The organism is Solitalea longa, from assembly GCF_002920915.1.
GTDB classification, from domain to species: domain Bacteria; phylum Bacteroidota; class Bacteroidia; order Sphingobacteriales; family Sphingobacteriaceae; genus Solitalea; species Solitalea longa.
The window spans coordinates 316,269-333,617 of sequence record NZ_PQVF01000006.1; the positions used below are offsets into that span (position 1 = coordinate 316,269).

Here is a 17,349-nt window from a genome sequence, read left to right on the forward strand (position 1 = left end):
TAAATAAGTAATCGGAAATAAAAAACAAGTAGAAACCAAAAGCTTCATTCGGTGCTGAATGAGGCTTTTGGCTTTTAAGAGTTGTTTTACCTAATTCATTTATTTATAAAAGGCTATAAAATTGATTCTAGCCGAATAGGTAAACATATTATAGCTAAGTCAAGATCCAAGTAAACGACTGTTGTTGCGATATAGCCTATTTTAATTACTAATGTTTTATTAATAACAGTTTAAATTTGTTGCTATTTGGTTAGTTTTATTACTTTAGAGCCTTGATAAAGGTTAGTTAGGCGCTATTCATAAATTATAACAACTCGTATGAAACAATTTTTCATTCATAATGAAAATTGATGCAAGAAATGATTTAAATCAATTTTATAACTAATTGTTTTTCTTAGAATTGACGCGATTAAAATTTCCTTTCTCAAAAGATTTAGTGACCAACGTTAGCATACAACCAATCATAGAATCAAAAAAACAATTGCCAATGCATAATTTTTACAGGTTCCTTTTTTTTGCCTTTTTTCTTTTCCTCTCAACCAGCTCGTTAGCTCAAACAATTACTATTGGAGCCGTTGATCCTGGACCTTATGGGAATGGATCGAGCATTTCGGTGCCTATTACAGTTAGTGGTTGCTTTCAAATTGGAAATAAATTTGAACTTTATTTATCGGATGCGAGTGGGAGCTTTACGAATGAAAAGTTAATTGGATCCTATAATGGGTTTTACACAACCTTCGTGAATGGTTTTATTCCTAATGGACAACCTGCCGGGATAAATTATAAGCTTAGAGTTAAGTCAACGTTGCCGCCTGTGGTAACTAGTTCTGAATCGTCTGTATTTAAAGTAATTATAAATCCTGGTGTTGATGCGAAAATAATATCCGATAGTCCCATAAAGCCTAGTCTGCCTGATGTATTTGGGTTTTGTGAAGGCTATGATGGAGCTATTGTCAATTTTGACAATGCATCCACTTCAGAAGCAAATGTTACACTTCGGTTTACCAACGAGTTGAACAATTCGACTCATAATGTTAGTTTCATTACATCCTCTGTTGTTTTTGAACCCGAGTTAGCTCACTATACCATTTTTGTTAGAGCTGAAAAAAATGGAGTTATTGGATCGAAATCTTACTTTTTGATTAACAATAAAAATAAAACTCCATTCACCACTTTAGGGGATAATACAGTATGTCTTTCTCCCGATGATAATTCTGGTGTATTGCAGTTTGCGGTGGATTATACTTCGATCAATGGAATTCAAAATAACTTTCCAGGCAATATTTATAATCTTAAATGGGGGGACAATGGTTCTGTTACCGAGAGCTATACTTTTTGCGATATTAAAAGCAAAAGCGGGTTTGTAACTCACAAATATTTGAATTCTTCTTGTGGAAATAGCGCTGGTGGTGATTTAAATGTTTTCGGAATTGAAATCAAGGTTCAAAATCCTTTTTGCGGAGATGTAGGAACCGCAGTTAGGACTACAGCAAAAGTTTTATTAATGCCTAAAAATGATTTCGATAATCCTGGAGTTGGTTGTCAAAACGCTTTAATATCTTTTAGAAATACATCTTATCTAGGGGAAAAAGCAAACTCAGGAACGCTTGGGTGTACTTTGAATACTCTAAAATATGATTGGTATGTGAATAATGTCAGAATAGCTGCGGATAAAAGTGTTATGGATGTATTTTCATATACTTTTACTACTGTAGGTACTCATAAAGTAAAATTGGTTTCTAAAGGACCTGTGGATTGTCCTGCTGCGCCAATTGAGAAAGATATCTGTATCGAACCAGCTCCCGTTCCCGACTTTACTATCAAAACATCCGGTTGTGCTCCTTTAGGGTTAAATGTTGAGAATAAGACCAACCCAAGCCCTTGTCGAGAGAATACTTATGCATGGAGAGTTTTGGATAAGACAGGTTCATTTCAGATAACATCTGGAGTAACGATTAATGACGCTAAAGCCAAAAAGCCTTCAATTAGTGTTAGTATACCAGGTGAATATCAGTTAGAACTAAAGGTTACAAATTCATGCGGAAATTTTATTAAACAGGTTCCTTTTATAGTTCTTGACATTGTAAACGTCACTTTACCAATCACTAAAAGCTATTGTGAGAATGTACCTAAAACAATTGATTTTGGCACAGATGCTAATCACAAGCCAATTTACCAATCGGGGTTTTCTGCTACTCAATCTTATAAATGGGTAGTTACCGGAGGGAATTTCAGCTTTGAAAATTCAACTAACGATCAAAGTCAATATCCGATTATTAAATTCCTTGAGAATAAGAATTATTTGGTTAAGGTCACTTATACAAACGATTGTGGTTCACGTGATGCAACACAAGTAATTAGAATTTATGAGCCGGTAACCGTAAATGCAGGGCCTGATCAAGGTGTTTGTGTAGGCACGGCTGTTCAACTAAATGGTATTGTAGGAGGTCCTCAAAAAAGTATTACATGGACAGGAGGAACAGGAACTTTTTCTCCAGGCAGAAATGCTGCCAACCCTACTTACACTCCGGCTGTTTCTGAAACGGGTACAATTGTAATATTAACGCTTGTCGTTGAAAATTTAAATCCAAGCCCATGTGGAAATATTACTGACCCGATATCGATAACCATTTCTCCTCAAAATACAATAACAAGCGCTGCTTCAAAATCAATCTGTACCGAAACAAGGGTTGCATATAATCCAACGGCAAGTGTTTCAGGCAGCACCTTTGACTGGACAGCGGTGGTAGAGTCAGGCTCTGTTACGGGTGTTGCGCTATCAGGTAGTGGGCCGATAAATGATCTGTTAATAAATTCAAGTGCAACTGTTAATGCAATAGTTAAATATACCATCACTCCTAAGACTGCCACCTGTACCGGTGTTCCCTTCGATGTGCGGATAACAGTTATGCCTAAGCCTGCGGTAACCGCAACTCCTACTAATGCTACAATTTGCAGTGGTGAGAATACAGTGATTAACTTAAGTAGTAATCTTGCAAATACAAGTTATACCTGGACGGCGACATCATCCGGTACAGTTACAGGTTTTTCGGCTCAAAGTTCTGGTGTCAGTACATTCGCTCCCCAAATGCTTACAAATACAGGAACCGTGCCCGGTACGGTAACTTATGTAATAACGCCATTGGGTATAAGCCCTTTAAATTGTGGGGGGGCTTCTCAAACTGTTATTATAACAGTGAATCCTAAGCCAAGTGTTGCTAATGCAGGTTCTGATCAGGTGTTGTGTAGTGATGCTACTACAACTACATTAACCGCTAATAACCCTAGTGTTGGTTCTGGTACATGGACAATGGTTTCAGGTACAGGCGCTAACATTGTATCACCAAATGCAAATAACACCTTAATTAATAATTTAAGTCCCGGTGAATATATATTTAGATGGACCATTTCATCTCCATCCTGCTCTTCAACTTCTGATGATGTAATGGTTACGGTTCGTCCTGTAATTACAACCGCTAATGCAGGAATAGATGATAAAGTGTGTGATAACAGCGTCTCTCAAAACAATACTTATACTCTAAAGGGGAATGCTCCTCAGGTCTTTGAAACCGGTAAATGGACAATTATAACACAGCCGGTTTCATCAAATGCTTCATTTAATGATGATACTAAATTCAATGCTGCCATATCTGGCTTAATCCCTGGTGACTACAAGCTTCAATGGGAAATAAAGAACGATGTTTCGGGATGTGCTTCCTCCAAAGATGAGGTGTTAATTAAAGTTTTTGCACAGCCTGTTGCCGGTACTGTTTCCGGTGCTAGCCAAATTTGTAAAGGCAGTGATGTTACTTTGACCTTGTCGGGCGAGGTTGGCAAAATAATGAGATGGGAAAGTTCGATCGATAACTTTAATACAAAAACAGATATAAATAATACGGTTGGAAGTTTAACTGTTCCCGCATTAACTCTAACCACTAAATATCGTGCAGTAGTGGCATCAATGGGGGGAGGTGATGGTTGTAGTACGGTAGTTATGTCCTCACCTTTTACAGTTAAAGTTGATGAACCAACTGTTGGTGGCTTACTTAGTGGTGATAATATTGTTTGTGCTAATCTGGGATCGGGAACAATTAACCTGACAGGCCATATAGGTGAAGTAGTTCGTTGGGAGTTCTCAACTAATAATGGAGTTAATTGGAGTACTGTGTCTTCAAATACTACAACAGCCTTAAGTTATTCAGGGTTAACTAACACAACTCAATATCGGGCCGTTGTAAAAAATGGAACTTGTAATGAGGCATTATCTTCCCTTGCTACCATATCGGTTCAACCCGGGATCACTGTCGCGAATGCGGGGGCAGACGTTATCCTTTGTAATGCTACTGAGTATACCTTAAAAGGCAATACGGTAACAAGCGGTTCCGGAAAATGGACAGAAAAAAATGGGAAGTCAATAACTTTTGATGATGTAACAAAGCCGAATGCAAAAGTGAGTGGCCTGTTACCGAATGAAGCTTATACATTTGTTTGGACAATCACCGGCGGTTCTTCTTGCCCTGCTTCGATTGATGAAATGATATTGACTAATCGTCCTGCAATAACAGTAGCTAATGCCGGTAATGATGGTAAATTATGTGATCAAACGGTATCCAACAATAAATACACCTTGCAGGGGAATGCAATTCGATCTTTTGAAACCGGTAAATGGACCGTTTTTGATCAGCCTGTGGGTTCTAATGCTGTGTTTTCTGATGATTCAAAGTATAATACAACCGTTGCTGGGTTGATTCCGGGAAATTATATTTTCAGATGGGCCATTATTAACGATGCCACGGAAAATAAATGCGTGACTCAATTTGATGAAGTTACTGTGCGTGTTTTTGCACAGCCTGTTGCAGGAATTTTAACCAGTCCGGACCGCAATGTTTGTATTTCGGGAAATGCTGGAGATATTACATTATCAGGTCGAGTAGGGAAGGTTAAAGCTTGGATGCAGTCACCTGATGGAGTAACATGGGCCGTGATTCCCGGAGAAACAATTGATACCTATTCTTACACAAATCTTAATGCTACTACTTATTACAAAGTTATAGTTGAAAGTGAAGGAGCCATGGAGGGCTGTAATTTTACGGTAGAAACTCAAAGTATCAAAATTACAGTTGATCCGGCTACTGTTGCAGGTACAGCATCTGGGGCAAAAATCATTTGTGCCGGAACTAATTCCGATCAGGTAGTGTTAACAGGGCATACCGGTAAGGTAATTAAATGGGAAGCATCTCCCAATGGAACAGATCAATGGACAACTGTATCGAGCCAGAATTCTACAACCTATACATATAATAATTTAACTTCAACAACCTATTTCAGAGCACAAGTTCAAAGCGGCACATGTGAAATACTTGAAACCAATACCGTAAAAATTACGGTCGATCAGGCTGCTACAGATCCCAATGCGGGACCTGATCAACGGTTATGTAATGCTTCGGAAACTACTTTATCAGCTAATGTATCAACGGTAGGGGTTGGAAAATGGACGCAGTCAGGAGCAACAAGAGCTGTATTTGAAAATGAGGCTAACCCTTTTACAAAAGTTTCCGGATTGCTGCCCGGAGAAACGTATCAATTTAAATGGACAATAAGCAATGGAACTTGTCCTGAAAAAGAGGATGTTGTTATGGTCGAAAACCTGGCGCCATTGATCAATATTATTAATACGACTTACCCCACAATTTGTGCAGGACAAGTGGCTGAATTGCAGGGAGATTTGCCGACCGGTGGAAACAATGCCTATGTTTATAAATGGCAGGCTAGTTTAGATGGAATGCTCTGGACTGATATAACTGCTGAAACTGGCGTTGATTTATCCAAAGTAATTACCGCCACGACCTATTTTCGCAGAATTGTTAATTCGGGAGCCTGCTCATCTATAAGTAATTTAGTGCAGATAAATGTTCAGCCGGGAATCGCTAATAATTCAATTTCCGGAAGCCAGATAATTTGTACGGATGACATCCCTTTCAAATTTGTTGGACAAGATGCAGCCGGTGGCGATGGTAACATTGATTACCAATGGTCGGAAAGTACGGGTTCAGGATGGGTTGATATTGTAGGCGCAAAGAGTCGTGATTACCAGGCTCCTGCTCTAACCCAAACAACTAGTTACAGGCGTTCTGTTGCATCTGGATTTTGTGCCGGACCTCAGTCTAATATGAGTAATGAAATTACAGTTACCGTTAATCCTGATGCAAAAGCCGATTTTACAGTTGCAAAAGCTTTGGGTTGTATTCCTTTTGTTATCGACGCAACTAATTTAAAAGTTATCGAATATCCCGATCGTAACAGCTCTTATGAGTGGTTTGCCGATGGGGTGAGTATTGGTATTGGACCTGTTTTTCCAGGTTATACCATTAATTCAAATGGTATAACGGTTGTTATAAAATTAGTGGTTGGTAGTAAATTTGGATGTAAGAGCAGTGAGAAATCAGTTGAGTTTAAAACGGTAAAAACACCGGTAGCTAAGTTCACCAAATCAACTGATGGGGGATGTGGTCCATTAACGGTTTCATTTGTAAACGAAACGGATCCATTGTCGGGTGTAAAATACATATGGGATTTTGGGAACGGTGAAACCTCCACCAGTGAACAACCAATCCCGGTAGTGTTTAAGCCTAATCCAACACATGCCGATACGGTTTATACCATTAAATTAAAAGTATTCACTGATTGTGAGGTTATTGAATATACAGATTATGTAAAAGTAAGGGCAGTTCCGCGTTCAGTCTTTTCTCCTGATAAAACTGTGGGCTGCGCTCCATTTGAGGTCACCAGTAGCAATACTTCAAAAGGAAGTTCAATAACCTATTACTGGGATTTCGGCGATGGTGTTACTGAAGTGACCAGTGATTTGAATCCTGTTAAACATACCTATGATGTAACTAAAACCACGGTCTTTACAATGAAGATGCGTGCGGTTAATGAATGTGGAGAAGAAGAAACCGCTCATGAGATCACCGTTTACCCAAATACGGTTACTGCTGAATTAGTCGTAAACGGGCCAGAGAAGGATGGTTGTGCTCCACATATCGTTAAGTTTTCTAACAACTCCAAAGGAGCCAATAAATTTTCATGGGATTTTGGCGATGGTTCCAAAATAGAAACAACCTCTAGTCCGGAATTGATAACTCATGAATTTACACGTCCGGGCACCTATGATGTGACGCTATATGCCACAAATGGTTGTTCTGATCGTATCACAGTTGAGCGCATTGTAGTATATCCTAAGCCAGAGACCTTATTTGGATTTGTTAAATCCAATTACTGTGTGAGCGATTTTGCAGAAATGGTGAATAACTCAACTGGAGCAACGTCTTTTAAATGGGATTTTGGCGATGGTAAAACCTCAAATGAAGCCGCGCCAAAACATAAATATGCTCAACCGGGTAAGTATACGGTTACGTTGACGGCCTATATGGCGCACCCATCTGGAGATGTTTGCGAAGGAGTGTTGACACAGGAATTGGAAATTTTTCCTTTACCTAAAGCTAATTTTAATCACAATGGAGCAGCGCTAAATTGTGCACCTTTTAATATGGTGGTGAGTACAACACCTGCCAATGCCGATAGTTTTACCTGGGATTTTGGCGATCCTGACTCTCCCGATAATGTGGCCAATGGAGCAGCTATAGCACAACATACTTTTACCAAGCCCGGAGTTTATACGGTCATGCTTACAGCTTATACGTTTGCGGGGTGTAAAGAAACTTCTACTCAAATTGTAACGGTGTCTGAAACCCCGGAAGCCGATTTTACTCCGGAAGCATCCTTTATTTGTGGCACATCAGCACGTTTAACCTTTACAAATACCACTAAATATAGTGGTAGCGGCTCAATTTCTTATAAATGGTTTATTAACGATGTTTTAATTAGCACCGGTAAAAATTTAACTAATACGTTTAATACTCCTTCTGGTGGTGTAAAACCTTATATCTTCAAAGTTAGAATGGAGGCTTCTTCTCCGTTGGGCTGTGTCGGTAAGGTTACACATGATATCCAGTTTAATCCATTTCCACAGGCTTCTTTCAAGGAAAATGCATTATTAGGCTGCGCTCCGTTCAATCCGTTTATCGAAAATACCTCATTATATGCTGATAGCTTTGAATGGTATGTGAATGATGTGTTGGTAAGTACCGAGAGGAATCCTACAAATATTGTTGTAAAGGATCCTGAGTCAGAGATAACCGTAAAAATGATTGCAAAGAATCAGTGGGACTGTCTGCCATCTGAAATTACCAGGAAGTTTAAAACCCGGCCCATGCCTACGGTTGGCTTTATTATGGATGAAAGCGTAAGCTGTAATGGGATGTTAAAGGTTAATTTCAGTAACCAATCGAGTGGGGCATCAGGTTATAGCTGGGATTTTGGTGATGGAAGTGCCGTTTCGACGGTAAAAGACCCTGTTCACGTATTTGTTAAAGCCGGAATTTATGAAGTTAAGTTATCAGCCGATAACGGATTTTGTACAGCAACATCAGTTCAATATGTAAAAGTTGTCGATAAACCAAAGGCCGCCTTTATTGCCGATAATCGCGCATCATGTGTTTCGGCTACGGTAACCTTTGCAAATCAGTCGATTAATGCGACTAAGTTTATTTGGGATTTTGGGGATGGTAGTTTCTCGGGGGAGAAAAATCCGAAACATACGTATACTTCTAATAAATCGGCCTATAATGTAAAACTAACAGCTATTGGCGAATTTGGCTGTCAGGATGAGTTTACGGAAATTGCCTATATAAATGTTTATCCGGCTCCCAAAGCCGACTTTGAGGTGAAGCCTGATGAAGTGATTAAGATTCCTGATTATACTTTTGACTTCGCAGATAAGAGTGAAGGGGAAGGTCTAACCTATCAATGGGCGTTTGGTGATGGCAAATCCTCAATAGAGAAAGATCCGAAGCATACCTACACCGAAGTAGGAACGTACAGCGTACGACTAATTGTGAAATCTTCAGTGGGGTGTCTAGATACTATGGTTCGCAATGTGACCATTGAAGGAGTACCTGGAACGCTGTATGTGCCTAATGCTTTCCAACCGGGCAGTATCAGAAATGAATTGCGATCTTTTATGCCTAAAGGAGTTGGTTTAAAAGAATACAGGTTAAGAATATTTAATACCTGGGGTGAACTTATTTTTGAAACTACAAGGATTGAAGATGGGTGCCCGGCTGATGGCTGGGATGGATCGTTTAATGGTAAACAATTGCCTCAGGATGTTTATATATGGGATATTTCGGCCAAGTTTATTAATGGAACCGAGTGGGAAGGTATGCAGTATGAGAAGGGAGCCAAGAAAAGGACAGGTACAGTTCATTTAATTCGATAGCGTATGAAATTAGGATATAAAATATTAGTTACCGTACTTTTAATCATACCCCAATGGTTACAAGCCCAGGATCATAACTATTCACAGTTTTTTAATTCGCCTATTTATCTTAATCCCTCATTAACCGGACAGTTTGAAGGTGATTTACGGTTTGGGTTGACATGCCGGAATCAGTGGAGTGCCTTAGCGGGAAGCCTGTCGTCATTTACTTTTTCTGCCGATTATAAGGTGCCCGACTTTGGCGGAGGAATCGGACTAATGGCTACCCGTTCGGTGGAAGGCTATGGATTATTAACCAAGAATAATTTGGCGGCAACGTTTTCGTACAGCGTGGGTTCTGATGACCTGGTGTTTTCATTTGGGCTCCAAACAGGCGTAGCCAATAGAGCAATCAACTGGAGTAAACTGGTTTTTGCTGATCAATTGGATGCTATTACAGGTATTTTGCCTGGCATAGCATCTGGTGCTACCCCCCCAGTAAATGAGAATAAATTATATTTTGATATAGGCGCAGGTTCTAACCTGGTGTATAAAAACTTTATGATTGGAGCCAATTTGCAACATCTTAATAAACCTGATGAGTCATTAACAGGCGTTTCCTCTTCTAACTTGCCCATACGTTCAATAGTTCATGCAAGTTTTATTTTGCCATTGAATTCTTATTTTGATGACAGCCCAGAAATTATCCCCTCAGTGGTCTTTTATAAACAAACCAAGTTTCAGTCCATTAGCGCCGGCTTCCAATACAAACACAAAAATGTAAACGTAGGATTATGGTATAGAGGTAAAGGGTTTGATAACAGTGATGCGATGGTAATATCCGCCATTTTTGATTTGTTTCCAGGTCGAAACAAGGTACGTTTAGGTTTAAGTCATGATGCTACTTTGTCTAAAGTGAAATATGCCAATACTGCAGGAACAACCGAAGCTAGCTTTTTAATGGAAACAGATTTGCCAAATCATGATAATTCAAGACGGCGTTTTGATACCTCAAGGAATTGTTATGACTTTTATTAGCATTAAATTACCGTATTTCTTTCAACTGCATTTTAACAACACTATTTGTAATAGCTAACCTATAATAGATCAAAGTTTATTATGAAAAAACTGTCAATTATTATTCTATTCTTGTTTTTTTGCCAATACGCAAAATCTCAAGCCTTTTTAAACGTTAAGAAAGATTTTCTTTTAGAAAAACTTAAAAGAGCACAAGCAGATATAAGCATTGAGAAGTCGGAAGATGGGACTGAACTTGTTAGTGCAGATCTGAAAAAATCTCGTGTAATTTATGTTATCAAAAATAATATTTGTGTTGCATGCGGAATTTATCCAATGAGTATAGAAGCTGAAGAGCTATTACTAACATCTATAAATAAAAATGCAATGAAATTGGAGGATAATAAGTGGAGAGGTATCTCAGAAGTAGCTGTTATCGACATTTCGTATTCAAAAAAAGAAAACGGATATCCTTTTTACTATTTTGAATCAACACCCCTCACTAAGCAAAATCCAGATTTTACTCGAGCTGTTTTGAAAACTGAATCAGGGGTTTTACTGGCTTATACCAATGCGGAGCATTCCATAACGTTGAAAGCTGAAGGGCTCGATATAAGAACAATTGGCGAAACCTTACTTATGATAGATAATAAAGGTTTCGATTGCAGTACTATAATGTATGAACTCGATAAAAGTATTCCGCAAAAATCTACTGATCCAGAGAAGAATTTGTTGCTTAATTATATGGGATGGGAATTATCATACATAGAAGATCAGTTTAAAACTAAGGTCAAAAGTTCCCACGAGTTTAAAACCATTAACAATAAAATCTATTTATTATGGAGTTATGACGTGCCCGACTTGAAAACTAATAACGACTTGGATAGTAATTCTACTAAAATAATTAAGAATTATAATTTAAACTCAGTATGTTTTGGTCATTTGTTAAGATGTATCGTTCCTATTGGAAGTGCCTCTGAGGTCCTTCCAACTACACAATTCTTAGAGAGGATTGCAAAAACGGTTGAATTGCACGAGCATCCAATAGAGTTTCATGAATTACAAGATGCTATTAATGAGGGTAAGATTAAATAATGAATGATCTATATTAAGATTTTTTAAAACCAGGAGCATTTTAAAAAGTATTATGTCGGGAATCCTACTAAAAAAATACTTACGCTTATTGAAGTTAGCGAATAAAAATGAAGGACTGGAGCAAGAATTAATGAATCGATTCAGGAAGAAAGTCTTTGGGAGAACAATTAAATATAAGTGCAAGCTGGTTAATATGTTCAAATTATATTTTGCTGAATAATTTAAACTTTCTTTCTGTCCTATAAGACCAAGTTAAACTTTTTAATTTAAAAGCCAGTAATTAAATATTTAAACACTTGATGACTCTGAATACATTAATATCCACTTGTTACAACTCTGAAATTAATTATCTGACCATTTAAATTAAAAACCACTTCCACAGATGAAATTTATTGTAAAGATCATCTTCATATTTTTTTTCTATTCAGCTTCCGCCCAAAAAAGTCTTACTATCTGTTCATGGAACTTAAAAGATTTTGGTAAATCAAAAAATGATACTGAATTAGAATACATAGCTAATACAATTAATAAGTACGATATTATTGCCATTCAGGAAGTAGTTGCTGGAGATGGTGGTGCACAAACAGTTGCACGACTAAGTGACATATTGAATAGGAAAGGTTCGAAATGGGATTATACTATTAGTGACCCAACCTCAAGTAGCGCATATAAAACCGAGCGTTACGCTTATATATGGAAAACAAGTAGAGTCACAAAAAATGGAAATGCTTGGCTCGAAAAAAAATATCATCTGGAAATTGATCGCGAACCCTACTATGCTACTTTTAAGTATAATGGAAAAGTATTTACGTTAGTAAACTTTCATGCTATAACAAAATCCAAACAGCCGGAAAGGGAGATTAAATATTTTAAGTTTCTACCGTTAGAATATCCTGATAAAAACTTGATTTTTTGCGGTGACTTTAATGCGCCTGAATCCCATAGCGTTTTTAATCCATTAAAGTCCATGGGTTTTAAACCTATTTTTACGGGTCAAAAAACATCTTTACGACAAAAAATCATTAACAATGATGGATTGGCATCGGAATATGATAATATCTTTTACAGAACCTCAAAGATCACCTTTGTAAGTTCCGGTGTAGTTCATTTTTATAAAAGCTTTCTAACTCTTAAAGAAGCGAAATGTATATCTGATCATATACCCATTTATTTTCAATTTGAATTAATCTAGATCAAGGCTTGATTGTTATTTTTTTTGCTGTTTTTGCACGTACACAGTCCTTCTAAATTTTAATCTAACAATAAACTTAATAAATGAAAATTATTACCTGGAACATTAAACATGGGGGAGGGAAAAGAATTTCCAATATCCTTAATACGCTTAAACTCCATTCGGACGCTGATATCTTCGTTTTGACGGAATTTCGCAACAATGACAACGGTTTTAAGATAAAAGCCTTGCTTAATGAATTAGGTTTCATCAATAACTTTTCGCCGGAAATAGAATCAACTAAGAATACCGTATTAATTTCAGCAAAAGAATCTTGTAAGGTTTCCTATTTTTCCGAATTGGGGGATCATGCGCAAAGGGTGATAAAAATAGAGAATGAAAAATTGGCAATTTACGGTTGTTATTTCCCTCAGCAAAATGAAAAGAAGCATGTTTTTGACTTCCTGTTAAGTCAGATTGATGCTAATAAAGATCAGAAAATCATTATTACCGGAGACATTAATACGGGCAAACACAGTATTGATGAAACAGGTAAAACGTTCTACCACGCACAATATCTTAACAAGTTTGAAGGTATTGGTTTAACCGATGCATGGCGACATATGCACAAAGATAAAAGGGAATATTCCTGGTATAGCAATTTTAATAACGGCTTTAGGATCGATCATTTCTTTATTCACGATGAATTATTAAATAAGGTTATAGATTGTAATTACATCCATTCCTACCGTGAAGAAAAGATCAGCGATCATTCTATGATGCTTTTGGAGTTAGAATATTAGTACAAGCAATCTGTGCCACTAATAAATTAGGTTGTTTATTAAATTTGAGCTTGCAGAAAAATAGCTATTTGAGATATATTCGCAACTGGTTATTTGAAGTGGCAAAGCTCAAATAGTGGTTTTTTGCCAATGGGCAAATAACGTTTTAAGTTATATCAAAGTATCTTTACCGACGTAAAAATTGATTATAGATCAATAGAACAAGACAAAACCTTATGGCCATAAAAAAATCAGAATTATATAGCTCACTTTGGGCAAGCTGTGATGAACTAAGAGGCGGGATGGATGCCTCCCAATACAAAGATTATGTACTCACATTATTATTTGTAAAGTACATTTCAGATAAATACAAGGGCAATCCATATGCGGCCATTACCGTTCCCGAAGGGGCGAGTTTTGATGACATGGTGAACCTGATTGGTAATTCGGAGATTGGCGATAAAGTCAACAAGCAAATCCTGAACCCGATCAAGGAAGCCAATAAACTGAATGAATTCCCGGATTTTAACGACGAATCCAAACTGGGGAAAGGAAAGGATCTGGTAGATACGGTGTCTAACCTGGTGCGTATCTTCAACGATCCAAGCCTGGATTTTTCCGGCAATTCTGCCGAAGGCGACGATATCCTGGGCGATGCCTACGAATACCTGATGCGCCATTTCGCCACTGAATCGGGTAAATCTAAAGGACAATTTTATACACCGGCAGAGGTGTCGCGCGTATTGGCAAAAGTGATTGGTATCAATCAAAATAATTCCTCCCACCAAACCACGGCCTATGACCCAACCTGTGGTTCGGGCTCGCTGCTGTTGAAGGTGATGAATGAGGCCGGCAAAAATATCGACCTCTACGGGCAGGAAAAAGAAACCACCACGGCCAACCTTGCCCATATGAATATGATCCTGCACGGTGCTGAGACCGCTACCATTATTGCAGATAATACACTATCAAGACCATTTTATAAAGAAGATAACGGCAGCCTGAAGAAATTCGATTATGTGGTAGCCAATCCGCCTTTTTCGTTAAAAAGTTGGAGCAATGGTGTACATATAGACAATGATGAATTTGGCCGTTTTGAACTGGGTGTTCCTCCTGAAAAGAATGGCGATTATGCATTTCTGCTTCACATCTTGCAATCGCTGAAATCTACCGGAAAAGCAGCGGTGGTATTACCTCATGGGGTACTCTTTCGAGGTAATGCCGAAGGTGAGATCCGTAAAAATATTTTGAAGAAAGGCTACATCAAAGCCATTATTGGTCTACCGGCCAACCTGTTTTATGGTACGGGTATTCCGGCCTGTATTATTGTGTTGGACAAGGAAAACGCCGCACACCGTAAGGGCATTTTTATGGTGGATGCCAGCAAAGGCTTTGTAAAAGACGGTAACAAAAACCGCTTGCGCGAGCAGGACATCCGCAAGATGACCGATGTGTTTGATGCTTTTACCGAAGTACCCAAATACAGCCGAATGGTGTCGATTACGGAAATTGCTGATTCTAAGAACGATTACAACCTCAATATCCCACGCTATATTGATACACAGGAAACCGAAGATGTGCAGGATCTGGCTGGGCATTTATCAGGAGGCATTCCTCAGAAAGATGTGGATTCTTTACAAGCCTACTGGGATTTATTCCCTTCACTGAAAGCCGAATTGTTCACCGCTTCAAGAGACGGATATTTTGAGTTGAAAGTTCCCGCAGAACAGGTAAAAACCACCATTTTCAACCATCCGGAATTTGTACGATTTAACGAAGCAATGCACCACGAGTTTGATGCCTGGTTAGCAGAGCATCAAAAGAAATGGAATGTTTTGGACCGGGGTTTTGCTCTCAAAGAAAGCATAGACCATATTACACAATCTTTACTAAGCCATTTTGAAAACAATGCGTTGGTAAGCAAATACGCTATGTACCAACACCTGATGGCTTATTGGAACGAAACCCTGCAGGACGATTTTTACAGCATTGCCTTAGATGGCTGGAAAGCCGGCAACGAATATACCCGGTTGGTGATCAAAGGTAAAAAAGGCAAGGATGGAAAAACCGCAGCCGATAAGGAAATAGCCGGACTGACGGGCATTGAAGGCCGAATGATTACGCCTCAATTGTTGATTGACGTCTATTTTACCGATCTCAAAAACGAGATGAGCGAAGCCGAACAAACAGCAGAACAGGCAGCGGCAAGAATGAGTGAAATAGAAGAGGAGCAAAGTGGTGAAGAAGGCCTGTTTGCCGAACTGGAAAAAGTAAACGCCACTGAAGTAACCAAATTACTGAAACAGCAAAAAAAACCGGTCACCTCGAGCGGAGTCGAGAGGTCGAGCGGAGTCGAGAGGTCGAGCGGAGTCAAGAGTCTAAACGGACTCGAGAGGCTAAGCGAAGTCGAAGTGTTGGAAGAGTACCTAGCCCAGGCAGAGGCGGTTAAAGAAGCCAATGGCCAAATTAAAACCTTAAATACCGCTTTAGAAAAAAAAGTGCTGGCAAAATACCCAACCCTTACCGAAGCCGATATAAAAACGCTGGTGATCCAGCACAAATGGACGCCCGTACTGCAACAGGCCCTCAATAGCGAGCAGGAAAAGCAAAGCCAAAACCTCACCCAGCGTATTAAAGAACTGGCTGACCGCTATGCGACTTCTTTACCTGAATTGACCATCAGGCTGAGCGACGCCGAAACCAAAGTAAAGTTGCACCTTGAAAAAATGGGATTGCTATGGTAAAGGAAAATATTGTCACCCTGAGCATGTCGAAGGGATTTAAGCAGACGGAAATTGGGCTGATTCCGGAGGATTGGGAATTAAGGTTTATCAAGAAAGTGGCACCGTTACAAAGAGGTTTTGATTTGCCAATTACGAGAATTCAAGAAGGTCCTTTTCCTGTAGTTTTCTCTAACGGAATAAATAGATTCCACAATCGATTTATGGTTAAGGGGCCTGGAATTGTTACGGGAAGGTCGGGGACTATCGGAAAGGTTTTTTATATCGATGAAAATTTTTGGCCGCATAATACGTCGTTATTTGTAACAGAATTTAATGACGTCAATCCGAAATTTATTTATTTTCTGTACAAGTATCTTGACTTTAATAAATTTTCTAGCGGTTCTGGAGTACCAACTCTGAATAGAAATGATGTGCATGACACAAAAATCCCCCTTCCTCCCTTACCCGAACAGCAAGCCATAGCGGAAGCCTTGAGTGATGCCGATGCCTGGATAGAAAGCCTGGAAAAACTCATCGTCAAAAAACGCCTCATCAAACAAGGCGCTATGCAGCAATTGCTCACGCCGAAGGATGGGTGGGAAGTGAAGAAGTTGGGGGAGGTAATTAATGTTTATAGAGGCGGTTCGCCACGTCCAATTCAGGATTACCTTACTGATAAATCAGATGGATTAAACTGGATTAAAATTGGTGATACATCAGCTTCCGGTAAGTTCATTGTTTCAGCAAATGAAAAGATTATCGCTGAAGGAGAAAAGAATTCAAGGCGAGTATTTCCTGGAGATTTTCTCTTGTCAAACTCTATGAGTTTCGGACGACCATATATTTTAAAAATAGAGGGTTGTATTCACGATGGTTGGCTCGTTTTACAAAACTATCAAGCAAGTTTCGAAACAGAATTCTTATACTATTTATTGACTTCAAAATATATTTTGGATCAGTATAAAAGTAAAGCAGCAGGAAGCAGTGTTTTGAACTTAAATAAAGAATTAGTAAGTAGTGTTGAGCTTATAATTCCATCCCTCACCGTGCAAACCCGAATTGCTACTATTTTATCGGATATGGATGCCGAGCTGGAAGCCCTGGAAAACCAATTGGCAAAAGCCCGCCAAATTAAACAAGGCATGATGCAGGAGTTGTTGACGGGGAGAGTGAGGTTGGTGTAGGAAATATTTAGAATTTTAGCGACACTGTTTGGCGGTGTTGAGGTGTAGGTTTACAAAG

7 protein-coding genes are annotated in these 17,349 nt (G+C 38.8%); all 7 read left to right on the top strand.

The features are described from left to right. Positions 1–487 precede the first annotated feature (487 nt). Positions 488–9,340, top strand: a complete 8,853-nt coding sequence (locus tag C3K47_RS10495) for a PKD domain-containing protein (RefSeq protein WP_103789078.1) — start codon at positions 488–490, stop codon at positions 9,338–9,340. Between the two features lie 3 nt (positions 9,341–9,343). Beyond that, the gene (locus C3K47_RS10500; protein WP_103789079.1) at positions 9,344–10,357 is read left to right on the top strand and encodes a PorP/SprF family type IX secretion system membrane protein; all 1,014 of its coding nucleotides are present in this window, start codon (positions 9,344–9,346) and stop codon (positions 10,355–10,357) included. Between the two features lie 81 nt (positions 10,358–10,438). Then, on the top strand, positions 10,439–11,431 hold the full coding sequence (locus C3K47_RS10505) for a hypothetical protein (protein ID WP_103789080.1): 993 nt from the start codon (positions 10,439–10,441) through the stop codon (positions 11,429–11,431). Positions 11,432–11,813: 382 nt separating this feature from the next. Then, positions 11,814–12,623 carry an endonuclease/exonuclease/phosphatase family protein gene (locus C3K47_RS10510; RefSeq protein WP_103789081.1) on the top strand — a complete coding sequence of 270 codons (810 nt, stop codon included), beginning with the start codon at positions 11,814–11,816 and terminating at the stop codon, positions 12,621–12,623. An 83-nt stretch (positions 12,624–12,706) separates the two neighbouring features. Next, positions 12,707–13,405 (top strand): endonuclease/exonuclease/phosphatase family protein, encoded by a 699-nt coding sequence (locus tag C3K47_RS10515; RefSeq protein WP_103789082.1) that lies wholly within the window; start codon positions 12,707–12,709, stop codon positions 13,403–13,405. 215 nt (positions 13,406–13,620) lie between these two features. Further along, a complete protein-coding gene (locus C3K47_RS10520; protein WP_103789083.1) occupies positions 13,621–16,128 on the top strand; it encodes a type I restriction-modification system subunit M in 2,508 nt (835 codons plus the stop codon). Continuing rightward, positions 16,122–17,291: a restriction endonuclease subunit S gene (locus C3K47_RS19515; RefSeq protein WP_165784672.1), complete on the top strand. Its 1,170-nt coding sequence runs from the start codon at positions 16,122–16,124 to the stop codon at positions 17,289–17,291. Before C3K47_RS10520 ends, C3K47_RS19515 begins: the two co-directional genes overlap by 7 nt. Positions 17,292–17,349 lie beyond the last annotated feature (58 nt).

Bases quoted from the DNA above. Each gene is read 5' to 3' on its own strand.
- C3K47_RS10495 (WP_103789078.1), top strand. From the start codon at position 488: ATGCATAATTTTTACAGGTTCCTTTTTTTTGCCTTTTTTCTTTTCCTC.
- C3K47_RS10500 (WP_103789079.1), top strand. From the start codon at position 9,344: ATGAAATTAGGATATAAAATATTAGTTACCGTACTTTTAATCATACCC.
- C3K47_RS10505 (WP_103789080.1), top strand. From the start codon at position 10,439: ATGAAAAAACTGTCAATTATTATTCTATTCTTGTTTTTTTGCCAATAC.
- C3K47_RS10510 (WP_103789081.1), top strand. From the start codon at position 11,814: ATGAAATTTATTGTAAAGATCATCTTCATATTTTTTTTCTATTCAGCT.
- C3K47_RS10515 (WP_103789082.1), top strand. From the start codon at position 12,707: ATGAAAATTATTACCTGGAACATTAAACATGGGGGAGGGAAAAGAATT.
- C3K47_RS10520 (WP_103789083.1), top strand. From the start codon at position 13,621: ATGGCCATAAAAAAATCAGAATTATATAGCTCACTTTGGGCAAGCTGT.
- C3K47_RS19515 (WP_165784672.1), top strand. From the start codon at position 16,122: ATGGTAAAGGAAAATATTGTCACCCTGAGCATGTCGAAGGGATTTAAG.